This window comes from Pseudomonas sp. GL-B-12 (assembly GCF_019955895.1).
In the GTDB taxonomy this organism is placed as follows: domain Bacteria; phylum Pseudomonadota; class Gammaproteobacteria; order Pseudomonadales; family Pseudomonadaceae; genus Aquipseudomonas.
In genome coordinates this window covers 45,063-70,039 of sequence record NZ_JAHBCX010000016.1, presented here as the reverse complement: position 1 = coordinate 70,039, position 24,977 = coordinate 45,063, and the positions used below count along the sequence as shown (strand labels likewise).

The window sequence follows — 24,977 nt, the reverse complement described above, 5'->3', positions numbered from 1 at the left end:
TTGTGCCAGTTTCCTGGGCTTTCGGTGACTGAAAGCGTTTGAACTGTTAGTTCTGACAGTAGATATCGATTAGCTTTTCGATCAGATTGAAACCCTCGGTCAGAGGGTTGGAATATGGTGGTTGCGCGATGGATTGATGCTTACACGCCGACGATAGCGGTGGCGGATCCGCGCGGTTTGGCTGTGCGCAGTATCGCCTATTGCCGTCATCCGCTGAACCCGTCCATTGAGACTCGCATCACCCGCAATCACTTTGACGCTGCCGGACGGCTGGTGGCTTCCTGGGATCCACGATTGTGGGGCACCGCGCCAAAACCGAACCTCGCCACGACGCACGATCTACAGAATCAGCCTCTGCTGGTGGACAGCGTCGATGCCGGTTGGCAACTGAGCTTGCTGGATCAGGCTGGCGTGATGCGTTCGTTCTGGGACGGTCGCGGGAGCCAGCTGCATACTGAGTACGATGAGCTTCAGCGGCCCACGACTGTGACAGAGCAGATGAAGGGTGACTCGCCGCGCGTCGCCGAGCGTTTTGCTTATGCAGGGGCGAGTGATGAGTTTGCGGCGCATAACCAGTGTGGCCAACTGATTCGTCATGACCACCCGGCTGGCAGGCGCAGCCTTTGCGAATATGGCGTGGGTGGTTTGCTTCTGGCCGAAGATACCCGCTTCATGCTCGAGCTGGCCCCGCCGGACTGGTCGTCCGAATTTGCCGATGCCCGCCTGGAAGACGAGGTTTTCAGGACGGCTCAGCAGTATGGACCTTTAGGGGAAATGCTCTACCAGACCGACGCCAAGGATAACCTCAGGGCATTCGCTTACAACCAGGCCGGTGAGTTGCAGGAAACCCGACTGAGGTTGGCTGGCGCATCTGGCCCTCCTCAAGTGCTGGTGGGTGACATCCGTTACGACGCCGTTGGCAAGGTTGAGCGTGAACGAGCCGCTAATGGCGTCGTAACCACTGCCCGGTACGTGGCTGAAGATGGGCGACTGGCCGGATTGCTGTCTTGCGATGCCCGAGGCACGCCGCTCCAGCAGTTCGAATATGCCTACGATCCAGTCGGCAATATCTCGAGCGTCGAGGACAAGGTAGCGTTGAGGCGCTATTTCAATCATCAACGGATCGAGCCGATCAACCGCTATCGCTATGACAGCCTGTATCAACTGGTCGAAGCCTCTGGCCGGGAAGTCAGCCAGCCCGGTTACGGTCCCGCATTACCTGCTTGGCAAACTACGCCGCTGGACCCTAACCAGCTGCGCAATTACACCCAATCCTTCAATTACGACGCCGCCGGGAATCTGCAAACCCGCCACCACAGCGGCGTGGAAACGTTTGAGATGTTTACCTCGAACTACAGCAATCGCAGCGTTGCGGATGAAGGCAATCTGGCGGATGGCTTTGATGCCAACGGTAATCAGCTGGAACTGTTACGCGGCCAGAATATGAGTTGGGACATCCGCAATCAGTTGAGTCGCGTGACGATGGTCCGGCGTGAGGATGGGCCTGACGATACCGAGTGTTATTTCTACGACAGTCCCGGGCATCGGCTAAGAAAAGTCCAACTCACCGAGACGGCTCGTCGCACGCTGCGTGCTGAAGTGCGTTACTTGCCGGGGCTGGAAATCCATCGGGATACGGCTACCGGCGAAGAGCGGCATGTGGTCAATGTCGAGGCGGGGCTTAGCCGTGTGCGGGCCTTGCACTGGGTTGAGAAATTGCCCAAGGGCGTGCGCAATGACCAACTGCGTTTTTGCCTGAATGACCACCTGAACTCGTGCACGCTGGAACTGGATGAGCAGGGCGCGCTGCTGAGTCGGGAGGTTTATTACCCGTTTGGTGGGACGGCGGTGTGGGCGGGTACCAGTGAAATTGAGGCCAAATACAAGACGATTCGTTACTCGGGCAAGGAGCGGGATGCGACGGGGCTTTATTATTATGGCTATCGCTATTACGCACCGTGGTTGCAGCGGTGGGTGAGTGCGGATCCTGTTGGCAGCGTAGACGGTTTGAACCTGTTTTCAATGGTGAATAATCGCCCTGTGTCGTTGAAGGATGAGCAAGGGCTGATTGGGGATGATGTGAATTCGAAGTTGCCTGAGAAAATTGGCAAATGGCAGCTTAAAAAATTGCAGTTTTCTTATTCTGATCTGAATTCAGATGACGCTGTCGGGAATAATGTTGTCGCCAACATTGAGCTTTCCTACAAACCGGATTGGAAAGATAGTGTGCTTGGCGTATTTCAGGAAATGCCAAACTTAAAATGGAAGGAAAAAATAACGCTTAATGATTTTTCAAAAAAACAGTCTTGGAGATTTAAGGCGGATATGTTTCAGCATAACCCGTCAAGCCGAACAATGGAGGTTTGGCCTAGAAGGTACATTGAGGCATTTAATTCGGCGGCCGGTCAGCCCAGTCTGGTCAGAGGCGCAGTAGTCTTGCGTGATTTGCAGGGGAATAATGTGAGTCTTGCCGGTTTGGGAGGAGAAGTCTCAGGAAATGAAGAAAAGTCTAAAGCCGTGCGGGACTATCTTTCCAAGAACGGAGGGGTGCTAGCTATTGAAGTTCATGACGTGCCGTCAATTATTACACGAGAAAATACCCATAAAGAGAGACTGCTCGAGATACAGGTTGGTTTGAGTGGTGTGAAAACAAAAGCTGCAATTAATCAGTATTTGAGCGTGGAAATTACTCCAGAAAAGTCTGTATCTAAGCGTTTTGTTAGCGTGAGACCTATACCGATGGTGGATAGAGGGTTGAAGTCAGTTGAACCTCCTTCGGCTGTCAGCAAAAGAAGATCGTACACGCGGTTTCCGGGAGAAGTACTGAATATCGCTTTGCGATAAAATCGAACTGCGCCTCGTTAGTGAGGCGCGGAACGATCAAAGAATCATCAGAAGTGAACCTTAACCAGGAAACTGGTCACGCTCTGATCAGTCTTGAAGCCCTGGCTGTCTTCAATCCCGTACTTGTTTTTCCAGTAGTCATACTCGACACCGACGTACAACTGCTTGGCACCCAGATTCAACGCCTTGCCCAGGTCGTATTTGACCTGCGGATTGAAGTGCAGGTTGGCGTGGTATTCGCCTTTGTTGTTGACGTCGTTGTCGACGACCCAATCCATGAAGCCGTCGATCAGCACATCCGAGCCACCCACCGGGATGGTGTAGGACCAGACCGGCGTGACCTGCCAGATGTTGTCGCCCGGGCGATCGCCTTCGGTGTGGCGGTTGTAGAAGTTCAACTGGAAGTAGTCGAAGCCCGGGATGGCCAGGTCGAAACCAGGGCCGATCAGGTAGGACTCGGTATCGTCTTCACCGAACTCGTAGGTCATGGCCAGCAGCACGTCCTTGATCGGGCCGAACTCGAACTTCTGGTCGAAGATCTTGTTGAACGACAGGCGCGGGCTGAGCTCGCCGTAGTGGCTGTTCTTGCCCGCGAAGGCGTCTTCCTTGCCGTTGTAGAAGATCTTGTCGATGAAGAAGAAGTTGTCGCCGTATTTCCAACCATCGGCGTGTTCAAAGGTCACCGTCTGCTGAATGCGCGGGTTGACCTGGAAGTCCTTTCCGTAAAGGTAGGACAGGCTGTTGTTTTGCCATTGCAGCAAGTCGCCGGCCATGGCCTGACCCCCCGCCAGCAATGATCCCGCCAGCATCAGGCTAGTGCACGTACGTTTCATTCGGTTGCTCCCAAAAAGTAGGTGGTTCCACGTTATTTTTTTAAAGTCGGCGCTCTGGTGTGGCGCCTGTTTCCGTAGCGGCAAAAAATCATCCATTCGGTCAGCTTTGGTGCTGTTAGCAAGAGCTGAGCCAAGGCTTTCAAAAAGCAAAAAAACTCCCGTTCGGCGGCTCAAGAGCGGTCGATTGAGAGGGGTTTTGGAGTGCCTTGGTGCCTGCCAGAGCCGGGATAAGTTGGCCTGCTGGTCAGGTTTTACATCCGGGCTTTTTTTTAAACCGGATTCGGGCGGCCGCGGAGAATACTGACTCCTCGGCCAGGTCTCAAGTGCTCCGCAACGGCGCACCGACGACAGGTTTGGGGCACGGTTGCGGGGCTGCATCAGAAATGCACCTTCACCAGCAGGCTGGTGGTGTTTTCATTGGTGTCGAAGCTGGAACTGTTTTCGATGCCGTACTTGTCTTTCCAGTAGCTGTATTCGACGCCGACGTACACCTGTTTCTCCCGCCAGCTCAGGGCCTTGCCCAGGTCGTACTTGATCTGTGGGTTGAAATGCAGGTTGGCGTGATAAGTGCCGTGTGAGTTCTGGTCGTTCTCCACCACCCAGTCCATGTAGCCGTCGATCAACAGGTTCGAGTTGCCCAATGGAAGGGTGTAGGACCAGGCCGGGGTGATCTGCCAGACATCGTCGCCGGGGCGCGAGCCTTCGGTCTGGCGGTAATAGAAGTTCAAAGTGAAAAAATTGAAGCCCGGTACCGCGAGGTCGAAACCGGGGCCGATCAGGTAGGCCTCAGTGTCGTCTTCGCCGTTCTCGTAGGTCATGGCCAACAGCACGTCCTTGATCGGGCCGAATTCGAAACGGCGGTCGAGGATCTTGCCGAAGGAGAGGCGCGGGCTGAACTCGCCGTAGTAGGCGTGAGCGCCTTTGTTGCGGTCTTGCTCGCCGTTGTACCAGGTGCTGTCGACGAACAGGAAGTTGTCGCCGTACTTCCAGCGGTCGGCGTGCTCGAAGGTTATCGTCTGCTGGATCGACGGGTTGACCACGAAATCCTTGCCGTACAGGTAGCTCAGGCTGTTGGTCTGCCACAGCAGCAAATCGCCGGCCATGGCCTGACTCGCGGCCAGCAGGCCAGCACCCAACAGCAGGTTGGTTTGTGTCCGAATCATCTGTTGCTCCCTCTTGTTTTTATTTTTGAGGCGCAGGTTGTGGCCAGGGGGCTGGCCACAGGCAGGCCCCCTTGGTTATCCGTCAGATCAAAGGGTGTGAGCGTGGCAGTCGTTGATGGCCGCGCGTTCGGCGCCACCAAGGATGTTGAACAGCAGGTTCAGCGTAAGCGCGCTGAGGGTGGCCATGGCGATGCCGCTGTGGGTGATCGGGCTCATCCACACGGGCAGGTGGGCGAAAAACTCCGGGCGTACAACCGGGATCAGACCCATGCCGATGCTCACCGCCACCAGCAACTGGTTGCGACGGTCACCGATGTCGGCTTCCTGCAGGATCTTGATCCCGGTGGCGGCGACCATGCCGAACATCGCAATCGCTGCGCCGCCCAGTACTGCCGGAGGAATCGACGCTACCAGGAATGCGGCCTTTGGCAGCAGGCTCAGCACGATCAGCAAACCGCCAGCGACGATGGTCACCGAACGGCAGCGCACGCCGGTCATCTGCACCAGGCCGATGTTCTGTGCGAAGGAGGAGTGAGTGAAGGTGTTGAAGAAGCCGGCAAAGAACGAGGCGCCGGCATCGCACAGCAAGCCGCGACGCAGCATCCGAGGGCAGACTTCCTGGCCGGTGATCTTGCCCAGCGCCAGAAACATCCCGGTGGACTCGACGAAAATGATCACCACCACCAGGCACATCGACAGGATCGGCGCGAGTTCGAATTTCGGCATGCCGAAGTGCAGCGGAGTGACGAATTGCAGCCATGGCGCCTGAGCCATATCGCTGAGGTCGACCATGCCGAGCAGGCCGCAGAGCACGTAGCCCAGGCACATGCCGATCAGCACGGAAATGTTGACCCAGAAGCCGCGCATGAAACGGTGCACCAGCAAGATGGTGCCCAGTACCAGTGCGGCGATGGTCAGGTAAATCGGTGAACCGAATTGAGCGGCGCTGGCACCGCCGCCAGCCCAGTTCACGGCCACGGGGAACAGCGACAAACCGATCGAGGTGATGACCGTTCCGGTCACCAGCGGTGGGAAGAAGCGCACGACCTTGGACATGAACGGGGCGATGAGCATGCCGAAGAACCCGGCGGCGATGGTCGCGCCGAAGATCCCTTGCAGGCCGATACCGGGCATGCCGGCCATGGCGACCATGCTGCCGACGGCGGCGAAACTGGCGCCCATCATCACCGGCATGCGAATGCCCATGGGGCCGATGCCGAGGGACTGGACGATGGTGGCGATACCCGCCACCAGCAGGTCGGCGTTGATCAGGAAGGCGATTTCTTCACGACTCAGGCCAGCGGCCTGTCCGATGATCAGCGGTACCGCGATGGCACCACCGTACATCAGCAGAACATGTTGCAAACCGACCAGGATCAGTTGCAGGAGGGGCAAACGCTGAATGGCGGGTGCGTCGGGGATGCGCGCTGTGGATAGCTCGGACATGCAACACCTCGGATCTTTTTTATTCTTGTGATTTACAGCTGCGTGCTGCTGGCAGCTGTATTCGAATCAGGTGGGCCGCTTTGCGGCCAATCGCAGGCAAGCCCGCTCCCACACAGGCCATGCAAAACCTGTGGGAGCGAGCCTGCTCGCGAAGCTTTTAACGATTAATTGGTCTGGGCTCCCTGCACAATCCAGGCACCGATCAGGTCACGTTCCTGCTGGGTCATCTGCGTGATGTTGCCCAGTGGCATGATCTGGCTGGTGACGGCTTGCGCCTGAATCCGCGGTGCGTTCTGGCGGATCTGCTCGGGGGTGTCGAACATCACACCGGCAGGGGCCGCACTGAACAGCGGGCTGGTCGGCTTGGCCGAATGGCAAACCGCGCAACGTTCCTGAATCACGCTGTGCACTTTGTCAAAGCCAGGGCCGGCGTTGGACGCTTGCGCCGGTGCGGCGGCTGGCGTTTCTTCAGGTTTGGCTTCAGCCGGTTTCAAACCACCGCCCACTGCTGTTTCCGGCAGCGGCTGGTATTCGATCCTGGCGGGTGCCTTGGCCACTTCCGGGCTGTTCAGCGGCGCGGGGCCGGTGACGTAAGCCAGGCTGATCATGCCGACGGCTGCCACAGGCAGGGTCCAGGCAAACTTGTGGCTGTCGTGGCGGGTGTTGAAGTAGTGACGCACCAACACCGCCAGTACCGCGATCCCGGCCAGGATCAACCAGTTGTACTGGCTGCCGTAGGTGCTCGGGAAGTGGTTGCTGATCATGATGAACAGCACCGGCAAGGTGAAGTAGTTGTTGTGACGCGAACGCAGCAGGCCTTTGGCCGGCAACGCCGGATCGGGCGTACGGTTCTCGGCGATCGCCGCTACCAGAGCGCGTTGCGCCGGCATGATGATGCGGAACACGTTGCCGACCATGATGGTGCCGATGATCGCGCCGACGTGCAGGTACGCACCCCGACCGCTGAACACTTTGCTGAAGCCGTAGGCCGCGCCGATGATCAGTACGAACAGGATGAAGCCTAACAGGGCAGGGCGTTTGCCCAGGGCCGAGTCGCACAGGAAGGAGTAGATGAACCAGCCGATGAACAGCGAACCGAGACCGATGGCCACGCCTTCAGGACCGCTCAGGGAGCTGCCCGGAGCCAGCAGGTAGAGCGTCGGGTTGGAGTAGAACACCACGCACAGCAGCGCGATACCCGACATCCAGGTGAAGTAGGCTTCCCATTTGAACCAGTGCAGGTTGTCCGGCATGGTCGGTGGAGCCAGTTTGTATTTTTCCAGGTGGTAGATACCGCCACCGTGGATTGCCCACAAATCGCCAGCCAGACCGCTTTTCGGGTTGACCCGATTGAGGTTGTTTTCCAGCCATACGAAATAGAACGACGCACCGATCCAGGCCACGCCAGTAATCATGTGAACCCAGCGCACGCTCAGGTTCAGCCATTCCAACAGATGTGCTTCCACAGTCTTTACCTCTCGCCTGTCACTCTGTTGTCGAGTGATCAGACCTTCTCTTATTGGTGGGGGGCGAGGATCAAACGCTCATCCTCTTTGAAAAAATGCTCATCGCAGTTATTGCCTGTGCCACTGCGATCAACCACCAGGAAGTCATCCCGCTTTTCGATCGTCAGCACCGGGTGGTGCCAGACGCCGCGATGGTAATTAATGCCCTGCCTGCCGTTGGTGACGAAGGCGCGGACCAAGCCTGATACAGGTTCATCGCCAAGTGGCGCGACCACGATCAGAAAGGGGTTGCCGAGCAGCGGAATGAAGGCCTGGCTGCCCAGCGGATGGCGCTCCAGCATGCTGACGGTCAGCGGCATGTCCTGCGCGTCGGCGCGGAAGATGCTGATGATCGCGTTGTCCTCAGGCGTAGCGGTTTCGACCGTCGCCAGTTTATGGAAGCGCATGGTCGAACCGTTGTTGATCATGAAGTGATCGCTGCCGTCGGTTTCGATCACGTCACCGAAAGGGGCGAAGGCTTCTTTGGTCAGCGGTTCAATCGTCAGTGTGCGCATGCTGTTCTTCTTAATTTGTTCAGGTGTGGATGATTCTTTGTAGGAGCAGCCGGTCGACGTTCGATTGCTCGCGAAGAACTCAAGGACACCGCGTTCATCCTGGTTGCGCGCGTTATCGTTCACGTCCATCGCGAGCAAGCTCGCTCCTACAGGCTCAGCATTACTTCGCGACTTTGCCCAGTACACGCAGGCGGCTCACACCACCATCCGGGAACACGTTCAGGCGGATGTGGGTGATCGGGCCCAGTGCCTTGATCTGCTCGGCGAAGGTGTGTTCGGCGTGCATTTCCAGCTTCTGGCTTGGCAGCAGTTCACGCCAGAACAGCGACTGGGTTTCGATCTGGCTGTCGGTACCGCCCTTCACGAACGCGCCCTGGATAGAGCAGGTGTCCGGGTAGTTGCCTTTGAAGTGCAGGGTGTCGACGATGACTTTCTCGACTTCGCCGGCATGGCCCAGCGCGACGATGACCCAGTCATTGCCCGGGGTACGACGACGCGCGGTTTCCCAGCCGTCGCCCATGTTGATGCCACGGCCCGGGTTGAGGATGTTGCTCATGCGACCGAAGTGTTCATCGGAGCAGGCGAGGGCGCGACCACCGTTGAGGGCAGCGGCCAGGTCGACTTGCTCGTTGTCGCCGGTAGCCGACCAGTCACGGAACGGCACGCCGTACACGCGCAGACGGGCCACGCCGCCATCCGGGTAGATGTTGAAGCGCAGGTGGCTGAAGGCCTGGTCGTTGCTGATTTCGTGGTAGTGGTGGCTGTTGCCTTGCAGCTCGACGGCGGACAGCACTTCAACCCACTGGGTGTTTTCGGTCGGCTCGCCTTCAGCCAGGAAGCAGGCCTCCAGGGACGCCGACGGCGGGAAGTTGCCGGTGAAGAATGAAGTGTCGATGTCGACGCCCTTGATCGAACCCGCTACGCCCAGGCGGATCACGGCGCTGTCGAAGCCTTCGAAGCGCTTGCGGCGCGATTCCCAGCCGTCCATCCACTTGCCGTTGTCATCGAACACGCCCTCCTTCCATACGGCCGGGGTCGGTTGGAACAGACGGTTGGCGTCTGCAAACCAGTCATCGGTGACCGAGATGATTTTGGTGCCCAGGCGGGCATCGGCCAGGTTGACGAACTTCTCGAAAGGTACGGCGTAAGCTTTCATTCTTCTTGTCTGCCTTTAAATAAGTGGCTTGGGATGCTTGCAAGGCCCGGAGTGAATTCGGCGTTCATGAATTCACATGGGCCAGGCTTGCTATAGGGTCAGTAATCGGAACAGGGCGATCTTGTTGATCTCCGCCAGCGCGCATCTGAACTCGGTGTCTACCGGGTTGTGAATGCGCGTTTCGAACGCTGCGAGGATCTGATGCCGGTTGCTGCCTTTTACCGCCATGATGAAGGGAAACTTGAACTTGGCTTTGTAGGCGTCGTTCAGCTCGGTGAAGCGCTGGAACTCTTCGGCCGTGCATTGGTGAATACCGGCGCCAGCCTGTTCATGGGTGCTGGCTTCGGTTAGTTGGCCCTGGACGGCGGCTTTGCCGGCCAGGTCCGGGTGAGCGTTGATCAGGGCCAGCTGGCTTTGGTGATCAGCACTCAACAGGATGTCGCTCATGCGCTGGTGCAGGGTTTCGATCTGGTCGATCGAGGCTTCCTGGCCCAGGTCGTAGGCCTTCTCGGCCACCCATGGCGAATGTTCGTAGATGTCGGCGAAAGCTGCGACGAAGGCATCGCGGCTCAGGCTCGAAGGTTTGACGGTTTGAAAGGTGCTCATTTGCCAGCCCCTGTGTACGGGTGGGTTTCTTGCCAGTGACGCGCGATGTCGACGCGACGGCTGAACCACACCTGTTCATGACTTTTAGCGTATTCGATAAAGCGCTTGAGCGAAGCCAGACGCGCCGGACGGCCGATCAGGCGGCAGTGCAGGCCGATCGAGAGCATTTTCGGTGCCTCGGCGCCTTCGGCGTAGAGCACATCGAACGCATCCTTGAGGTATTCGAAGAAATCGTCGCCCTTGTTGAAGCCCTGGACCTGGGTGAAGCGCATGTCGTTGGTGTCCAGGGTGTACGGGATCACCAGGTGCGGCTTGCCGGTGGGGTTGTTCGGTTCCCAGTAGGGCAGGTCGTCGTCGTAGGTGTCGCAGTCGTAGAGGAAACCACCTTCTTCCATCACCAGGCGACGGGTGTTCGGGCCGGTGCGGCCGGTGTACCAGCCCAGTGGGCGAATGCCTGTGATTTCGGTGAGGATGCGGATCGCTTCGAGCATGTGCTCGCGCTCCTGGGCTTCGTCCATGTACTGGTAGTCAATCCAGCGATAGCCGTGGCTGCAGATCTCGTGGCCGGCATCGACCATGGCGCGGATCACGTCCGGGTGACGCTGGGCGGCCATGGCCACGGCGAAGATGGTCAGCGGAATGTCGAATTCCTTGAACAACTTCAGGACCCGCCACACGCCGGCACGGCTGCCATACTCGTAAAGGGATTCCATGCTCATGTTGCGCGCGCCTTGCAGCGGCTGGGCAGAAACCATTTCCGAGAGGAACGCTTCGGATTCTTTGTCGCCGTGCAGGATGTTGCGCTCGCCGCCTTCTTCGTAATTGAGTACGAACGACAGGGCAATACGGGCATTGCCCGGCCAGTGTGGGTGCGGAGGGTTACTGCCGTAACCGACCAGGTCGCGTGGGTAGTCAGCGCTCACTGCAGGCTTCCTTCTTATTCGATGATGACGGTTGGTGTGACGCAGCTGAAGATTGGATGGCAGGCTGGCGTCACAGCGATGGGCTGATTGTATACAACTTTATATTCACTTTGTAAGCCTGAATTTTCGCATTTTTCACCGACTGTCATCTTTTACTGCTATTGGCGTGAGCCTGCAAGAAATCTGCCTGACTGGTCAGTTATTGTTTGAAAGGTTCATAGGCTGTGCGGTTTAGCGGTAAATCGACGGTAAATATGCAGATGGCGGGGGTCATGGGAAAAATGTCGTTTTTATTGTGTACAATTTTTTTGAAAAGTGTCTTAATCAGTCGCTCGCCGCAGCTTTTCGTGCTCCGAATCGGTGCGGTCTCCTTTTCAACTGACTTCGGGAGGCGCGAAGTCTGACTGCTCCACGCAGGCAGGCGCGCAGAATCAATGGGACGTTTGACTACACACGTTTTGGACGCAGCACACGGTTGCCCGGGCAGCTCGATCAAGGTCGAGTTGTACCGAGTTGAAGGTTCGCAGCTGGAATTGGTCGCCACTGCAGTTACCAACAGCGATGGCCGTGTCGATGCACCGCTGCTGCAAGGTGATGACTACCGTACCGGGGTCTATCAGGTTCAGTTTCATGCCGGCGACTACTACCGCGCCCGTGGCGTCAAGCTGCCGGAACCTGCCTTCCTGGATGTCGTGGTGCTGCGTTTTGGCATCTCTGCCGAGCAGGATCACTACCATGTGCCGTTGTTGATTTCGCCTTACAGCTACTCCACCTATCGCGGCAGCTGATCCCCCAGGCAGCAGCTGCACCCTGGAAGCGACTGCGCATATAGCTTCTTTGGTTTTTCGCCCGCTCACACTGCGGGCTTTTTTTCGTCTGGAGAAAAGTGGTGTCTGTGTGGCCGCTTTCGTCGGAACGCCGCCCGGAGCAAGCCCGCTCCCACAGGAGAGCTCATTCCAATGTGGGAGCGGGCTTGCTCGCGAAGCTTTTGCCCTTAGCGGCTCAACAGGGAAGCCGCACCCGCACCACCAAACAACCCCGCACTGATCCGGTTGAACCAGCTCTGGCCCTTGCCACTGCGCAGATACCGCGCCGCACCATGGGCGCCGAGGCCGTAGGCCAATTTGCACAGCAGGTCGAGCACGGTCCAGGTCGCAATCATCACCAGCAGTTGTGGCAGGAACGGCTGTTCGGCACTCAAGAACTGCGGCAGGAAAGCGGCGAAGAACAGGATGTCCTTCGGGTTGCTCGCGCCCAGCATGAACGCACGCCCGAACAGTGCACGAAAGCGTGGCGCCGGCGCGGCCTGTGGCACTTCAGCGCCATGGGAAGGCAGGCGCGATTGCTGCCAGCTCTGCCAGGCGAGGTAGAACAGGTAAAGGGCGCCAAGAATCTTCAGGGCGCTGAACAGCTGTTCCGACGCCAGCAACAACGCACCCAAGCCCAGCGCCGAAGCACTCAGCAGGCAGATCGAGGCCGATACGCCGCCAAGAAAGGCCGGGTAAGAGCGGCGCAGGCCGTAATTCAGACTGTTGCTGATCATCAACAAAGACAGGGGCCCCGGGATCAGGATCACTATCAGCGCAGCGCCGCTGAACAGCAGCCAGGTTTCCAGACTCATCACTTTCCTCCATTTGCACAAAAGCCCCACCCGACGGGGTGAGGCTGTTTTCAAGCGTGTACCGCGTGTGGCTTACAAGAAGATGAACTTGGCGATGAAGATCGCGCAGAGCACCCACAGGCTTACGGAAATTTCCTTGTACTTGCCGGTGCCGGCCTTCAGCGCCACGTAGGTGATGAAGCCCAGCGCGATACCGTCGGCGACCGAGAAGGTCAGCGGCATCATGATTGCGGTAACGATCGCCGGAATGCTGTCGGTCGCTTCGTCCCATTCGATGTGGGCCATGCCGCCCATCATCAGCATCGCTACATAAATCAGTGCACCTGCGGTTGCATAGGCAGGAATCATCCCGGCCAGCGGTGCGAAGAACATGGCTGCAATAAATAGCACACCTACGGTCACTGCGGTAAGACCAGTCCGACCACCTGCCGCGACACCAGCAGCACTTTCCACGTAGCTGGTGACCGGCGGAACGCCGACTACCGCACCGAATACGCTGGACGCACTGTCGGCTTTCATGGCACGGGAGAGGTTTTCGATCTTGCCGTCAGCACCCACCAGGTTGGCGCGCTGGGCAACACCCATCAAGGTACCGGCGGTGTCGAACATGTGTACGAAGAGGAATGCCAGGACCACGCTGATCATGCTGACGTTGAACACGCCGGCGACGTTCATGGCCATGAAGGTAGGGGCGAGGCTCGGTGGAGCCGACATGATGCCCTCGTAGTGCACCAGCCCAAGGCCCCAACCGGCGAGGGTCACGGTGATGATGCTGATGAGGATCGCGCCGAACACCTTGTGATAGCTGAGAATGGAGATCATCAGGAAGCACACGGCGGCGAGCAGCGGGCCGGGTTCGCGCAGGGAGCCGAGCTTGATCAGGGTCGCCGGGCTATCGACGACGATACCCGCGGTTTTCAGGCCGATCAGCCCCAGGAACAGACCCACGCCGGCGCCCATGGCGAAGCGCAGACTGACCGGGATGCTGTTGAGCAGCCATTCGCGGATCCGCGAGAAGGTCAGGATCATGAACAACACACCGGACACAAACACCGCGCCGAGGGCGGTTTCCCAGTTGTAGCCCATGGTGCCGACCACGGTGTAGGTGAAGAAGGCGTTCAGCCCCATGCCCGGTGCCAGGCCGACTGGCCAGTTGGCGTACAGGCCCATCAACAGGCAACCGAGTGCCGCGGCGATGCAGGTGGCGACGAACGCCGCACCGTGATCGATCCCGGCGTCGGCCATGATGTTGGGGTTGACGAAAATGATGTAAGCCATGGTGATGAAGGTTGTCAGACCGGCAATCAGCTCGGTCTTCACCGTGGTGCCGTGCAAGCTGAGTTTGAACAGACGTTCCAGCAAGCCATTGCGTAATGGCGGCGAGAGATCCAGCGTCGATGCTTCGGATTTGCGGCTTTCCACAGCGAATACTCCTCAAGAGTTTTATTGTTATTTCCGGGGCCGGACCCATGAGGGTGGCAGCGGCCCTTTGAGGCACTTGCGAATTTGTTGACCGCTTGGTCAGGAACTCGCACGAGGTGGATTATGCTTTTGTATACAAAGAAAGCAAATAATGTTTTTGATTTTGTAGACGAAAAGTTTGGCTTTAGAGATATATCGCCTGCTCGCGAAGGGGCTGATCAGCCAATGCACATTCATCAGGCGAACTCTCATTCAGCCTGCGAATGACTTTTCCCCAGCGCCAGATTCACCGCCAGCCATCCATTCACCGCAGTCTCCCCGGCCTCGGCAAACACCCGCTCCAGCAATTTCACCTGCTCGCGGCGCAATGCTTGCTCAAAGCGAACGCCTTCGGCAGTCAACTCCAGCAGGCGCTTACGCTTGTCGGTTTCGGACGCGACGCTCTCGACCAGATGCATCTCCAACAATTGCCGCAACGGCATGTTCAACGCCTGCTTGCTCACGCCGAGCAACGCCAACAGCTCCTTCACGCTCAGGTTCGGATAGCGGGCGATGAAAAACACGATGCGCTGATGCACCCGACTCAGGCCGCGACGTTCGAGCATTTCATCGGCCTTGGCGGTGAAGGCCTGGTAGCCGAAGAAAAACGCTTCCATGGCCTGCTGCTGGGAAAGCGGGTTTTTAAGGTCAAGCATATTGACGTATCCGTTCGGGGAGGCGTAATTTCGGTCAACAAGTTTGACTCATTTTTCACATGCCTCGCTACCGGTGATCCCCATGGCTTTTTCCGAACGTGTCTCACGCCTTAAAAGTTCTTTGATCCGTGAAATCCTCGCCGCGGCCCAGCGTCCGCAGGTGATGTCGTTTGCCGGAGGTCTGCCGGCCGAAGCGATGCTGCCAAAAGTCGATTGGGCCGAGATGCCAGTTTCCATGGGCCAATACGGCATGAGCGAAGGCGAACCGGCGCTGCGTGAAGCACTGGCCGACGAGGCGCGAGCGTTGGGAGTGGCCTGCGAGGCGAGCCAGGTTCTGGTGGTCAGCGGCTCACAGCAGACCCTCGACCTGACGGCCAAGCTGTACATCGACAAGGGCACCGAAGTCCTGCTCGAAGCGCCGACTTATCTGGCGGCGTTGCAGATTTTCCAGCTGTTCGGCGCCGATTGCCTGACCGTGCCGCTGGAGGCCGACGGCCCGAACCTGACGGAGCTGCGCGCTCGCCTGGAGCAACACCGTCCGGCCTTGATCTACCTGATCCCGACCTTCCAGAATCCATCGGCGGTGCGTTACAGCGAAGCCAAGCGCGATGCGGTGGCGGTGTTGCTCGATGAATTTGGCGTGACGCTGATTGAAGACGAGCCTTACCGCGAGCTGACCTTTGACGGTGGCAGCGCCACGCCGATTGTCAGCCGCTTGAAGAAGGCCAGCTGGATCTATACCGGGACCGTGTCGAAAACCCTGTTGCCGGGTTTGCGCGTTGGCTACCTGATCGCCAGCCCGGACCTGTTTCCACATCTGTTGAAACTCAAGCAGTCGGCGGATTTACACACCAATCGGGTTGGCCAGTGGCAGGCGCTGCAATGGATCGGCAGCGAGAAATATCAGCAACACCGCAGTGAATTGCGTGACTTTTACCGTGGGCGTCGGGATGCGTTCCAATCGGCGCTGGAAACTCATTTCTCCGATCTGGCGGACTGGAACGTGCCGCAGGGCGGGCTGTTTTTCTGGTTGAAACTCAAGCAGCCGCAAGACACCCGCACCTTGCTCGACGCCGCGCTGGCCAACGACGTGGCGTTCATGCCGGGCGAACCCTTCTTCCCCGAGCCGGATAATCATCCGGGGTATTTGCGGTTGAACTTCAGCCACATTGATCCGGCGCGGCTGGATGAGGGGCTCAAGCGGTTGGCGGCGGTGGTGCGTGCAGCCCTGGCCGGAAAAGCAGCCTAGAAACAAATAAACCGGCCAATGGGCCGGTTTATTTTTGTCTGAAGTTTGCGGTGCCTGTGCCGGCCTCTTCGCGAGCAAGCCCGCTCCCACAGGGAAATGCGGTCAACTGTGGGAGCGGGCTTGCTCGCGAAGGCGTCAGTCAGAACACCACAAGCAAATCAGGCAGCCGCAAATCGCTTATCCAGATAATCAATGATCACCTTGGACTCATACATCCAAGTGGTCTGGCCATTTTCTTCGATGCGCAGGCACGGCACCTTGATCTTGCCGCCTTGCTCCAGCAAGGTCTGGCGATCCTGATCGTTGTTCTTCGCATCACGCAGTGCCACAGGCACATTCAGGCGGCGCAGGGTCCGGCGGGTCTTCACGCAGAACGGACAGGCGTGGAATTGATACAGAGTCAGACCCTTGGCGGCGGATTCGACCTGGGCCTGAGCGGCGGCAGGGCGCTTTTTCTTGCTCGGACGAGTAATGAAGTCGATGAAGATGATCAGTTGGCCAAGGCCGACACGAAGCGCTTTTACGAACACGTTGAAAGCCTCACGGTGCAAATGAATAAGGGCGCGCAGCTTACCTGATTTTTTGCAGGCGAAAAAAAACCGGCGATGAATGCCGGTTTTCTTCGTGCCGCGAATTACTTGATGAGGCTGAGGAACTCGCTGCGGGTGGCGGCGTTCTCGCGGAACTCACCGAGCATCACCGAGGTGATCATCGTCGAATTCTGCTTTTCCACGCCGCGCATCATCATGCACATGTGCTTGGCCTCGATCACCACCGCAACGCCCAGGGCGCCAGTGACCTGCTGGACCGCGTCGGCGATCTGGCGGCTGAGGTTTTCCTGGATCTGCAGGCGACGGGCGTACATGTCGACGATCCGCGCCACCTTCGACAGGCCCAGGACCTTGCCGCTCGGGATGTAGGCGACGTGAGCCTTGCCGATGAACGGCAGCAGGTGGTGTTCGCACAACGAGTACAACTCGATGTCCTTGACCAGCACCATTTCGCTGTTGTCGGAGCTGAACAGGGCACCGTTGGTGACCTCTTCCAGTGTTTGTTCATAGCCGCGGCAGAGGTACTGCATGGCTTTGGCGGCACGCTTGGGCGTGTCGAGCAGGCCCTCGCGGGAGACGTCCTCGCCCAGTTGGCCAAGGATCGCGGTGTAATTCTGTTCCAGGGACATGAAACTACCTGTGGGATTTTACGCAAAGGGCAAGGGTACGGTGGCGGACACGACGCTGCAAGCGTGGCGCGTCGGCTTTACTCGTCGCGACCTTCCATCATGGTGCGTTTGAGCATCACATAAACCGCGCCGGCACCACCATGTTTCGCCTGGCACGAGGTGAAGCCGAGCACCTGTGGATGCTGGCGCAGCCAGGTGTTGACGTGGCTTTTGATCATCGGCCGCTTGCCGTCCAGGCGTACCGCCTTGCCATGGGTGACTCGCACGCAGCGGATTTCGAATTTTGTGGCCTCGGCCAGGAACGCCCAGAGGGTTTCCCGGGCCTTTTCCACGCTCATGCCGTGCAGGTCGAGGCTGCCTTCGAACGGAATCTGTCCGATCTTGAGCTTGCGCATCTGGCTTTCTTGCACGCCATCGCGAGCCCACATCAGCTCGTCTTCAGGGCCGACGTCGATGACGAACTGATCGGACAGCCCGTCAACGGTGGTGGATTCGGTGCGTACGGTGGCCGCTTGACGCAGCTTGGCAATCTGCGCGCGGTCAGCCTTGGGTTTGCCGGTTTCGGCGCGATCGTGCTTGATCGGCTTGACGCCTAGGATCGCGCTTTTGAACAGGGAAAAATCGTCGTCTTGCATGTCAGCCTCCGCGAAGGGCGGCCAGTTTACCCAACTCGAAGCGAATCGGGCGCGACAAAAACGCGCGCGATGCTTGGCTCAGTCGTGTTTTTTCATCAAGTGCGGGGACATGGCCAGTTCCCGCGACTGCCGCGAGCGACGACGGCAACGGCGCCACAGCCAGACACCGAGGTACAGCACGAACAGGCCGATGACCAGGATCACGGCAGCACCGGTGCGGCTTGTGTTCAATTCACCCAGGGCGGGTGCGTGGCCGAGCAAGCTGGCGACACCGGCCATGGCGAGCAGCACGCCGCACATCGCCAGCAACGCCGCGAACGTCGCGCCGATTCGAAAACGCCAGTTGCTTTGGCCTTTGGGCCGCAAGCGGCGAGCGTCAAAACCATCGGATAACTTCATTCCGACCTTCCTCAATGGGTATCGGCCCTTCGACCGGGAGTTGACCGGGATGTTCCTGAGGCTAAGACAATTACGGCAAATGGGAGGTTTTTACGGATGAGCGGCGTTCCAGGCCGCTCATTGAGCGTCGATCAGATCAGTTCACGGGTCAGCGCGAGGGTGGCGAAGTTGTCGCCCATGATCGCCATTTCCGTCTGATGAACGTGTGCGGCACTGAGCACGCCGCCCTTGTAAGGCAGGTCGCGGGTGGCGCAGGCGTCTTCCACCAGGGTGCAGCGGAAGCCCAGGTTCTTGGCAGCACGCACCGTGGTGCTGACGCTGGAGTGGCTCATGAAGCCGCAGACGATCAGGTCAAGGGCACCGAGGTCTTCCAGGCGTTTTGCCAGTTCGGTGCCGTGAAAAGCGCTCGGCAACAATTTGCCAATGACGGTTTCATCGCTCTGTGGCTCCAGGCCCGGAATGAACTCACCGCCTACGCCTTGGGGGTTGAACAACCCGCCGAGCGTACCGAGATGGCGGACATGCACGATCGGCCGGCCGGCGGCGCGGGCAGCGGCGAGCAATTGCTTGATGTTCGCGACAGCTTCATCCATGCCGCTCAGGGCCAGGGGACCGCTGAGGTATTCTTTCTGGGCATCGATGATGACCAGCGTGGCATGGCTCAGATTGGCCGCTGCATAACCGCGGCCGCTGAGTTGAAACATCGTTTTTGGAACAGACATTCTGGGGCTCCTTGGAGTGGGGCTTTTGCGCCATTGTCCTCTGGCTGAGCGGTTCTGTGAATCGCTACGATCGTAGGTGCCGTCGTTGCTGGCCTGTAGCCTTGTCAATAGTCATGTTTTGTTCAATAGCCTGGCGAAAAAATGGATAACTCCTACATTTGAATCGGTAGTTTCCCGCGTCGTCGTGACGTCGTTTGACTGGTAGAATCGCCCGTCGATTTTTCTGGAGTTTGCCGTCGTGATCACTTCCCGCCTTCGCACCCTGCGTGACCATATCCGTTGGGCCGTCAGCCGCTTCCATGGGGAGGATCTGTTTTTCGGCCATGGCACTGACAACGCCTGGGACGAAGCCCGGCAATTGGTGTTGGGCGCACTGCACCTGCCGTGGGAAATCGCCGACAGCTATCTCGACTGCAATCTGGAAGAAGACGAAGTGGTTCACCTGCAGCTTTTGCTCAAGCGCCGCATCGAAGAGCGGGTGCCTACCGCGTACCTGCTGGGCGAGGCCTGGTTCTGTGGCATGTCGTTCATCGTCGACGAGCGTGTGCTGATCCCGCGTTCACCCATCGGCGAGTTGATCGAAAACCGTTTTACTCCGTGGCTGGCTACCGAGCCGGTGCGGATTCTCGACCTGTGCACCGGTTCCGGTTGCATCGGCATCGCCTGCGCCTACGAGTTCCAGCATGCCGAGGTGGTGTTGGCGGACCTGTCGTTCGAAGCACTGGAAGTGGCCAATCAGAACATCGAGCGCCATGGTGTCGATGAGCGTGTGTACACGGTGCAGGGCGACGGTTTCGAAGGCTTGCCGGGACAACGTTTCGACCTGATCGTGTCGAACCCGCCCTACGTCGATGCGGAAGATTTCGCCGACATGCCGGACGAATACCAGCACGAACCGGAACTGGGCCTGGCCTGCGGTGATGACGGTTTGAACCTGGTGCGGCGCATGCTTGCCGAGGCGGCGGATCATCTGACCGAGAAGGGCTTGCTGATTGTCGAAGTGGGCAACAGCCAGGTGCACGTCGAGGCGTTGTACCCGGAAGTCGACTTCGCCTGGCTGGAGTTCGAGCGTGGCGGCCATGGTGTGTTCATGCTGAGCGCGCAGCAATGCCGTGAGCATCAGGCGTTGTTTGCTTCTCGCGTCTGACCTTTGTAGGAGCGAGCTCGCTCCTACAACGAATAGCCGCGACTCGGTCTCAAGTCTTTACCGGTGCGTGGCAATCCAGATCAACAGCCCCGCCTGAAACACCGCAAACGCCACCAGGCAGGTGATGGTGAATCGCAGCCCGGCGTCTTCGCGTTTGTATTTGCTGACTTTCTCTTCGTGTTTCTTGAGTTTGACTTCCTGCTCGGCCAGGTTCTGCTCGGCTTGCTGGAGCATCTGCGCCGCCTCGAGAATCTCCACGACCTGCAGTTTTTCGCTGTTCCAGTCGCCAGAGAGGTCGCCGACCTTGACCGGCTTGACGCTGCCTTTCAAATGCTGGGCATCGGCATACGCCACGTCGAACCCGTGCACGCGCAAAAAATGATCGCGGCGCAGGCGGGTATCTTCGTTCAGCGCATCCTTGTTGTTCAGGTCAAAGCCGTCGACGATATAGGTCGGCCAGCGCTTCTTCGCCCAGTTGATGCCCTGAGCTGCCATGTAGCGGCCGATGCCACGATTCAGCGGTTCAATCTGCAATCCGCTTTGCGGTCCGAAATGCACGCGTTTTTCGGCGTGATCGACCCACACGTCCAGATGATTTTGTTCCTTGCGTACGCGCTGGCCGGGCAGGGTGATGCTCATGCGCATCAGGCTGTGCGCCTTGTCATTGCGCTCGGCATAGCCTAATTCGACAAAACGCAACGGGCGCCCGCCGGTGTTGCGGTCAGTCTGCAGCGGCGCCAGACGGAGCATCTTGTGGTGCTCGACGTGGACGTCCGCCCAGGGCAGTTCGACCGCTGGCGGTGCGTCTTTTTCAGCGCTGGTGTCGGGTGAAGTCTGGGTGTCAGTCATAACGGCGAGATCCTGTCCAAGCTCAGCTTGTCGCCAGGCAATGTGCTGGCGACAAAGGCTTATCGGCCGCTTTTTTCAAGACTGGAGGTTAACTGGCGCGAAGTCCGTCAATAAAACCGATGATTCGCGTGCCCAGTTCCGCCGCCAGGGGCAACTGCGGGTCCTTATAGGAGGCCAGTTGGCGTTTGACGTCGCTGGGCACGATGCGCATGACGTGGTTCATGCCCTCGATCAACGCCAGTTCGGCGTCCGGTTTGGCCGCCTTGAGCAGTCTTGCGTCATTGATGCCGACCTGGATGTCGTTGCTGCCCTGGATGATCAGTGCCGGCATCTTCAGCCTGGCAAACGCTGCGGCCGGGTCCTGGCGGAACAGGGAGATCAGGTAAGGCTGCACGCTCGGGCGGAAAATCGCCTGCAAGGGTGGCGGCACATTGTCGTCGGGTTTCCCGGCCTTGAGGCTGTCGAGCAATTCATTGCTGCGCAGCATCAGCGGTGGAGGCAAGCGATTGCCCAGTTGCTCGCGAATGACCTGATCCACCGGCCTTGCGCTACCCGAGACAGAAATCACCGCGTCGGCATCGATGTCCGGCGCAGCGAGGCTGGCGATCAAGGCGCCTTCGCTGTGACCCAGCACGATCAGTTGGCCGAAACGCGGATCGGTCTTGAGCTTGCGGCCCCAGGCTTGGGCATCGGCCACGTAGGCGTCCACCGTCAGATTGCGTTCATCCGGGGTCGCCGCCAGGCTCGCGGCCACGCCGCGCTTGTCATAACGCACGCTGGCGATGTTGTGTTTGGCCAGCACCCAGGCCAGGCGCTTGAGGCTGTCATTGCGCCCGCCGTCGGTGTTGTTTCCGTCACGGTCCGTAGGGCCGGAACCGGAAATGATCAGCACAACCGGCACTGGATTGTCGGACTTTGGCAGCAACAGCGAGCCGAAAAGCTCGCCGGTGCCCGTATCCAATGTGATCGGTCGTTGCAGGACAGTCGCTTGGGCGAAGCCGGAAATCAGGGTAAGGCTCAAGGCTAGAACTCGCAGCATCATCGCGCCATCATCAAGAAGATGCCGGTTGGACTCACAGGCACCCATAAGGTTCGAGGATGAACTACTTGGGTAGCCTGCGTATACTGGCGCGCATTACGTATTCAGGTTCATTTCACGGAGCGTCCTGCATGTCCGGCAATACCTACGGCAAGCTGTTCACTGTCACCACCGCGGGCGAAAGCCATGGCCCGGCGTTGGTCGCCATTGTCGATGGCTGCCCGCCGGGGCTGGAGATATCCCTGGAGGATCTGCAGCGTGACCTGGACCGCCGCAAGCCCGGCACCAGCCGCCACACCACCCAACGCCAGGAAGCCGACGAAGTCGAAATCCTCTCCGGAGTGTTCGAGGGGCGTACCACTGGCTGCTCGATCGGTCTGCTGATCCGCAACACCGACCAGAAGTCCAAGGACTACTCGGCGATCAAGGACCTGTTCCGCCCGGCCCACGCCGACTACACCTACCACCACAAGTACGGCGAGCGCGACTACCGCGGCGGCGGTCGCAGCTCGGCCCGCGAAACCGCGATGCGCGTCGCGGCCGGTGCGATTGCGAAAAAATACCTGGCCAGCCAGGGCATCGTCATTCGCGGCTACATGAGCCAGCTGGGGCCGATTGAAATCCCGTTCAAGACCTGGGAATCGGTCGAGCAGAACGCCTTCTTCAGCCCGGACCCGGACAAGGTGCCGGAACTGGAAGCCTACATGGACCAGTTGCGCCGCGACCAGGATTCGGTTGGCGCGAAAATCACCGTGGTTGCCGAAGGCGTGATGCCGGGCCTGGGCGAGCCGATCTTCGACCGCCTCGACGCCGAACTGGCCCATGCGCTGATGAGCATCAACGCGGTCAAGGGCGTGGAAATCGGCGCCGGTTTTGCCAGCGTCGCCCAGCGTGGCACCGAGCATCGCGATGAAATGACCCCGCAAGGTTTCCTCAGCAACAACGCGGGCGGCATTCTCGGCGGTATTTCCTCGGGGCAGCCCATCGTTGTGCACCTGGCGCTGAAGCCGACGTCGAGCATCACCACGCCGGGCCGTTCCATCGACATCCATGGCAACCCGGTGGAGGTGATCACCAAGGGCCGTCACGATCCGTGCGTCGGTATCCGCGCCACGCCGATTGCCGAGGCGATGATGGCCATCGTGCTGATGGATCACCTGCTGCGCCACCGCGGGCAGAACGCCGATGTGCGTGTGAGCACGCCGGTGCTGGGTCAGCTGTAAATGGCTGACTTCATGGTCGCAGCCGTCTGATGGCGACTGCGGCGCTCCCGTACTGGCGGCTCTCCAGTTTCTATCTGTTCTATTTCGCCTTGCTCGGTTCGACAGCGCCGTTTCTGGCGCTGTACTTCGATCACCTGGGTTTCAGCGCTGCGCGCATCGGCGAGCTGGTGGCGATCCCGATGCTGATGCGCTGCGTGGCGCCGAACATCTGGGGCTGGCTGGGCGACTACACCGGTCGGCGGCTGGCCATCGTGCGCTTTGGCGCGGTGTGCACGTTGCTGACCTTTTCGCTGATTTTCGTCAGCAAGACCTACGCCTGGCTGGCGATGGTCATGGCTCTGCACGCGTTCTTCTGGCACGCGGTGTTGCCGCAGTTCGAAGTCATCACCCTGGCGCACTTGCAGGGTCAGACCTCGCGCTACAGCCAGATTCGCTTGTGGGGCTCGATCGGTTTCATCATCACCGTGGTCGCGCTGGGCCGTTTGTTCGAATGGCTGAGCCTGGACATCTACCCGGCGGCGTTGGTGTTGATCCTGGCCGGCATCGTGCTCAGCAGCCTGTGGGTGCCCAATGCCCAACCGACGCCGGGCAACAGGGTGGCGGGGGAGGGATTCCTCAAGCAACTGCGCAACCCCGGCGTGTTGGCGTTTTACGGCTGCGTGGCGCTGATGCAGATGAGTCATGGGCCTTATTACACGTTCTTGACGCTGCATCTTGAGCACCTGGGTTACAGCCGGGGCGTGATCGGTATGCTCTGGGCGGTCGGCGTGGTCGCTGAAGTTTTGATGTTTTTGGCCATGAGCAAGATCCTCGCGCGGTTTTCCCTGCGCCGGGTGCTGATGGCGAGTTTTCTGCTGGCGGCGCTACGCTGGTTGCTACTCGGGTCGTTGGCCGAATTCCTTTGGGTATTGCTGTTTGCCCAAGTGCTGCACGCGGCGACGTTCGGCAGCTTTCACGCCGCTGCCATTTCATTCGTGCAACGTAGCTTCGGTGCGCGCCAGCAAGGCCAGGGCCAGGCGCTGTATGCCGCATTGGCCGGCACCGGTGGTGCGTTGGGCGCGTTGTATTCCGGCTACAGCTGGAATGCCCTCGGCGCGGCATGGACATTTAGTATTGCCAGTCTCGCAGCCGTCGCGGCTGCCGTTATCATTGCCACACGTATGCAAGAGGACAGGCCATGAGCCTTACCCGTGAACAACTCGCCCAGGAAATCATCGACGCCGGGCGTTTTCTGTATGGCCGCGGCTGGTCGCCGGCCACCAGCAGCAATTACTCGACCCGCCTGTCGCCGACCGAAGCCTTGCTGACCGTGTCCGGCAAGCACAAGGGGCAACTGGGCATGGATGATGTGCTGGCCACTGACCTGTCGGGCAACAGCCTGGAGCCGGGCAAGAAACCGTCCGCCGAAACCCTGTTGCACACCCAGCTCTACAGCTGGCGCCCGGAGATTGGTGCGGTGCTGCACACCCACTCAGTGAATGCCACCGTGCTGTCGCGCCTGACGCCGCAAGACTTCATCGAGTTCGAAGACTACGAACTGCAAAAGGCCTTCAGCGGTGTGACAACCCACGAATCCCGGGTGCGGGTGCCGATTTTCGATAACGACCAGGACATTGCGCGCCTGGCCGCCAAGGTGCAGCCTTGGCTCGACGCTCATCCCGATTGCGTCGGCTACCTGATCCGCGGTCATGGCCTGTACACCTGGGGCGCGCGCATGAGCGATGCCTTGCGGCAGATCGAGGCCTTTGAATTTTTGTTCGAGTGCGAGTTGAAGATGCGCTCGCTCTTTAAAGCATGAACCGTTA

Annotated in this window: 25 protein-coding genes; 7 read left to right on the top strand and 18 right to left on the bottom strand. The window is 59.1% G+C overall.

All coding sequences use genetic code 11. From position 1 onward, the window contains the following. Positions 1 to 114 precede the first annotated feature (114 nt). On the top strand, positions 115 to 2,844 hold the full coding sequence (locus tag KGA85_RS10520) for an RHS repeat-associated core domain-containing protein (RefSeq protein WP_223543094.1): 2,730 nt from the start codon (positions 115 to 117) through the stop codon (positions 2,842 to 2,844). Between the two features lie 47 nt (positions 2,845 to 2,891). On the opposite strand, the gene KGA85_RS10515 is transcribed toward KGA85_RS10520, so the two are convergent. The 8 genes from KGA85_RS10515 to puuE all read right to left on the bottom strand — a co-directional run bounded on the left by KGA85_RS10515 (position 2,892) and on the right by puuE (position 10,991). After that, positions 2,892 to 3,677, bottom strand: coding sequence for an outer membrane protein OmpK (locus KGA85_RS10515; RefSeq protein WP_223457916.1), 786 nt, complete (start codon positions 3,675 to 3,677; stop codon positions 2,892 to 2,894). 377 nt (positions 3,678 to 4,054) lie between these two features. Further along, a complete protein-coding gene (locus tag KGA85_RS10510) occupies positions 4,055 to 4,840 on the bottom strand; it encodes an outer membrane protein OmpK (RefSeq protein WP_223457914.1) in 786 nt (261 codons plus the stop codon). Positions 4,841 to 4,927: 87 nt separating this feature from the next. Next, a complete protein-coding gene (locus tag KGA85_RS10505) occupies positions 4,928 to 6,286 on the bottom strand; it encodes a nucleobase:cation symporter-2 family protein (protein ID WP_223457912.1) in 1,359 nt (452 codons plus the stop codon). Between the two features lie 164 nt (positions 6,287 to 6,450). Continuing rightward, positions 6,451 to 7,752 (bottom strand): urate hydroxylase PuuD, encoded by a 1,302-nt coding sequence (locus KGA85_RS10500; RefSeq protein ID WP_223535504.1) that lies wholly within the window; start codon positions 7,750 to 7,752, stop codon positions 6,451 to 6,453. A gap of 50 nt (positions 7,753 to 7,802) precedes the next feature. Then, positions 7,803 to 8,306 carry an ureidoglycolate lyase gene (locus KGA85_RS10495; protein ID WP_007960046.1) on the bottom strand — a complete coding sequence of 168 codons (504 nt, stop codon included), beginning with the start codon at positions 8,304 to 8,306 and terminating at the stop codon, positions 7,803 to 7,805. A gap of 160 nt (positions 8,307 to 8,466) precedes the next feature. After that, positions 8,467 to 9,462, bottom strand: a complete 996-nt coding sequence (gene alc / locus KGA85_RS10490; RefSeq protein ID WP_223457908.1) for an allantoicase — start codon at positions 9,460 to 9,462, stop codon at positions 8,467 to 8,469. 90 nt (positions 9,463 to 9,552) lie between these two features. After that, positions 9,553 to 10,068: a 2-oxo-4-hydroxy-4-carboxy-5-ureidoimidazoline decarboxylase gene (uraD, locus tag KGA85_RS10485; RefSeq protein ID WP_223543093.1), complete on the bottom strand. Its 516-nt coding sequence runs from the start codon at positions 10,066 to 10,068 to the stop codon at positions 9,553 to 9,555. Next, on the bottom strand, positions 10,065 to 10,991 hold the full coding sequence (gene puuE, locus KGA85_RS10480; protein WP_223457906.1) for an allantoinase PuuE: 927 nt from the start codon (positions 10,989 to 10,991) through the stop codon (positions 10,065 to 10,067). Before puuE ends, uraD begins: the two co-directional genes overlap by 4 nt. Before the next feature lie 434 nt (positions 10,992 to 11,425). On the opposite strand from puuE, the gene uraH reads away from it, so the two are divergent. Next, a complete protein-coding gene (uraH, locus tag KGA85_RS10475; protein ID WP_008017679.1) occupies positions 11,426 to 11,779 on the top strand; it encodes a hydroxyisourate hydrolase in 354 nt (117 codons plus the stop codon). 206 nt (positions 11,780 to 11,985) lie between these two features. On the opposite strand, the gene KGA85_RS10470 is transcribed toward uraH, so the two are convergent. From KGA85_RS10470 to KGA85_RS10460, 3 genes are all read right to left on the bottom strand, one after another. Further along, positions 11,986 to 12,612, bottom strand: coding sequence for a LysE family translocator (locus KGA85_RS10470; RefSeq protein ID WP_223457904.1), 627 nt, complete (start codon positions 12,610 to 12,612; stop codon positions 11,986 to 11,988). A gap of 72 nt (positions 12,613 to 12,684) precedes the next feature. Continuing rightward, positions 12,685 to 14,034 carry an NCS2 family permease gene (locus tag KGA85_RS10465; protein WP_223457902.1) on the bottom strand — a complete coding sequence of 450 codons (1,350 nt, stop codon included), beginning with the start codon at positions 14,032 to 14,034 and terminating at the stop codon, positions 12,685 to 12,687. 248 nt (positions 14,035 to 14,282) lie between these two features. Then, the gene (locus tag KGA85_RS10460) at positions 14,283 to 14,729 is read right to left on the bottom strand and encodes a MarR family winged helix-turn-helix transcriptional regulator (RefSeq protein WP_223457900.1); all 447 of its coding nucleotides are present in this window, start codon (positions 14,727 to 14,729) and stop codon (positions 14,283 to 14,285) included. A gap of 82 nt (positions 14,730 to 14,811) precedes the next feature. Here KGA85_RS10460 and KGA85_RS10455 point away from each other — a divergent pair, with 82 nt between their 5' ends. Continuing rightward, the gene (locus KGA85_RS10455; protein ID WP_223457898.1) at positions 14,812 to 15,978 is read left to right on the top strand and encodes a PLP-dependent aminotransferase family protein; all 1,167 of its coding nucleotides are present in this window, start codon (positions 14,812 to 14,814) and stop codon (positions 15,976 to 15,978) included. Between the two features lie 158 nt (positions 15,979 to 16,136). On the opposite strand, the gene KGA85_RS10450 is transcribed toward KGA85_RS10455, so the two are convergent. From KGA85_RS10450 to KGA85_RS10430, 5 genes are all read right to left on the bottom strand, one after another. Next, entirely contained in the window at positions 16,137 to 16,508 is a 372-nt protein-coding gene (locus tag KGA85_RS10450; protein ID WP_223457896.1) for a glutathione S-transferase N-terminal domain-containing protein, read from the bottom strand. A gap of 104 nt (positions 16,509 to 16,612) precedes the next feature. Next, positions 16,613 to 17,158, bottom strand: a complete 546-nt coding sequence (folE, locus tag KGA85_RS10445) for a GTP cyclohydrolase I FolE (protein ID WP_007988130.1) — start codon at positions 17,156 to 17,158, stop codon at positions 16,613 to 16,615. 77 nt (positions 17,159 to 17,235) lie between these two features. Continuing rightward, complete coding sequence (locus KGA85_RS10440; RefSeq protein ID WP_223457894.1) at positions 17,236 to 17,793, bottom strand: Smr/MutS family protein; 558 nt, start codon at positions 17,791 to 17,793, stop codon at positions 17,236 to 17,238. Between the two features lie 78 nt (positions 17,794 to 17,871). Next, positions 17,872 to 18,192, bottom strand: a complete 321-nt coding sequence (locus tag KGA85_RS10435; RefSeq protein ID WP_223457892.1) for a hypothetical protein — start codon at positions 18,190 to 18,192, stop codon at positions 17,872 to 17,874. 131 nt (positions 18,193 to 18,323) lie between these two features. Next, complete coding sequence (locus KGA85_RS10430; protein WP_046042958.1) at positions 18,324 to 18,914, bottom strand: cysteine hydrolase family protein; 591 nt, start codon at positions 18,912 to 18,914, stop codon at positions 18,324 to 18,326. Positions 18,915 to 19,152: 238 nt separating this feature from the next. Between KGA85_RS10430 and prmB the strand changes: the two genes are divergently transcribed. Then, positions 19,153 to 20,061 (top strand): 50S ribosomal protein L3 N(5)-glutamine methyltransferase, encoded by a 909-nt coding sequence (prmB, locus tag KGA85_RS10425; protein WP_223457890.1) that lies wholly within the window; start codon positions 19,153 to 19,155, stop codon positions 20,059 to 20,061. A gap of 57 nt (positions 20,062 to 20,118) precedes the next feature. Here the strand turns inward: prmB and KGA85_RS10420 are convergent, their stop codons facing one another. Further along, positions 20,119 to 20,910, bottom strand: a complete 792-nt coding sequence (locus KGA85_RS10420) for a hypothetical protein (protein ID WP_223457888.1) — start codon at positions 20,908 to 20,910, stop codon at positions 20,119 to 20,121. Between the two features lie 88 nt (positions 20,911 to 20,998). Further along, positions 20,999 to 21,997 (bottom strand): alpha/beta hydrolase, encoded by a 999-nt coding sequence (locus tag KGA85_RS10415; protein WP_223457886.1) that lies wholly within the window; start codon positions 21,995 to 21,997, stop codon positions 20,999 to 21,001. 83 nt (positions 21,998 to 22,080) lie between these two features. On the opposite strand from KGA85_RS10415, the gene aroC reads away from it, so the two are divergent. The 3 genes from aroC to KGA85_RS10400 are packed head-to-tail and all read left to right on the top strand — an operon-like array spanning position 22,081 to position 24,970. Then, positions 22,081 to 23,172, top strand: coding sequence for a chorismate synthase (gene aroC / locus KGA85_RS10410; protein WP_223457884.1), 1,092 nt, complete (start codon positions 22,081 to 22,083; stop codon positions 23,170 to 23,172). 29 nt (positions 23,173 to 23,201) lie between these two features. Then, positions 23,202 to 24,353: an MFS transporter gene (locus KGA85_RS10405; protein ID WP_223457882.1), complete on the top strand. Its 1,152-nt coding sequence runs from the start codon at positions 23,202 to 23,204 to the stop codon at positions 24,351 to 24,353. Next, on the top strand, positions 24,350 to 24,970 hold the full coding sequence (locus KGA85_RS10400) for a methylthioribulose 1-phosphate dehydratase (RefSeq protein ID WP_150724604.1): 621 nt from the start codon (positions 24,350 to 24,352) through the stop codon (positions 24,968 to 24,970). Before KGA85_RS10405 ends, KGA85_RS10400 begins: the two co-directional genes overlap by 4 nt. Positions 24,971 to 24,977 lie beyond the last annotated feature (7 nt).

Bases quoted from the DNA above. Each gene is read 5' to 3' on its own strand.
- KGA85_RS10520 (WP_223543094.1), top strand. From the start codon at position 115: ATGGTGGTTGCGCGATGGATTGATGCTTACACGCCGACGATAGCGGTG.
- KGA85_RS10515 (WP_223457916.1), bottom strand. From the start codon at position 3,677: ATGAAACGTACGTGCACTAGCCTGATGCTGGCGGGATCATTGCTGGCG.
- KGA85_RS10510 (WP_223457914.1), bottom strand. From the start codon at position 4,840: ATGATTCGGACACAAACCAACCTGCTGTTGGGTGCTGGCCTGCTGGCC.
- KGA85_RS10505 (WP_223457912.1), bottom strand. From the start codon at position 6,286: ATGTCCGAGCTATCCACAGCGCGCATCCCCGACGCACCCGCCATTCAG.
- KGA85_RS10495 (WP_007960046.1), bottom strand. From the start codon at position 8,306: ATGCGCACACTGACGATTGAACCGCTGACCAAAGAAGCCTTCGCCCCT.
- alc (WP_223457908.1), bottom strand. From the start codon at position 9,462: ATGAAAGCTTACGCCGTACCTTTCGAGAAGTTCGTCAACCTGGCCGAT.
- uraD (WP_223543093.1), bottom strand. From the start codon at position 10,068: ATGAGCACCTTTCAAACCGTCAAACCTTCGAGCCTGAGCCGCGATGCC.
- uraH (WP_008017679.1), top strand. From the start codon at position 11,426: ATGGGACGTTTGACTACACACGTTTTGGACGCAGCACACGGTTGCCCG.
- KGA85_RS10470 (WP_223457904.1), bottom strand. From the start codon at position 12,612: ATGAGTCTGGAAACCTGGCTGCTGTTCAGCGGCGCTGCGCTGATAGTG.
- KGA85_RS10460 (WP_223457900.1), bottom strand. From the start codon at position 14,729: ATGCTTGACCTTAAAAACCCGCTTTCCCAGCAGCAGGCCATGGAAGCG.
- KGA85_RS10455 (WP_223457898.1), top strand. From the start codon at position 14,812: ATGGCTTTTTCCGAACGTGTCTCACGCCTTAAAAGTTCTTTGATCCGT.
- folE (WP_007988130.1), bottom strand. From the start codon at position 17,158: ATGTCCCTGGAACAGAATTACACCGCGATCCTTGGCCAACTGGGCGAG.
- KGA85_RS10440 (WP_223457894.1), bottom strand. From the start codon at position 17,793: ATGCAAGACGACGATTTTTCCCTGTTCAAAAGCGCGATCCTAGGCGTC.
- KGA85_RS10435 (WP_223457892.1), bottom strand. From the start codon at position 18,192: ATGAAGTTATCCGATGGTTTTGACGCTCGCCGCTTGCGGCCCAAAGGC.
- KGA85_RS10430 (WP_046042958.1), bottom strand. From the start codon at position 18,914: ATGTCTGTTCCAAAAACGATGTTTCAACTCAGCGGCCGCGGTTATGCA.
- KGA85_RS10420 (WP_223457888.1), bottom strand. From the start codon at position 20,910: ATGACTGACACCCAGACTTCACCCGACACCAGCGCTGAAAAAGACGCA.
- KGA85_RS10415 (WP_223457886.1), bottom strand. From the start codon at position 21,997: ATGGGTGCCTGTGAGTCCAACCGGCATCTTCTTGATGATGGCGCGATG.
- aroC (WP_223457884.1), top strand. From the start codon at position 22,081: ATGTCCGGCAATACCTACGGCAAGCTGTTCACTGTCACCACCGCGGGC.
- KGA85_RS10405 (WP_223457882.1), top strand. From the start codon at position 23,202: ATGGCGACTGCGGCGCTCCCGTACTGGCGGCTCTCCAGTTTCTATCTG.
- KGA85_RS10400 (WP_150724604.1), top strand. From the start codon at position 24,350: ATGAGCCTTACCCGTGAACAACTCGCCCAGGAAATCATCGACGCCGGG.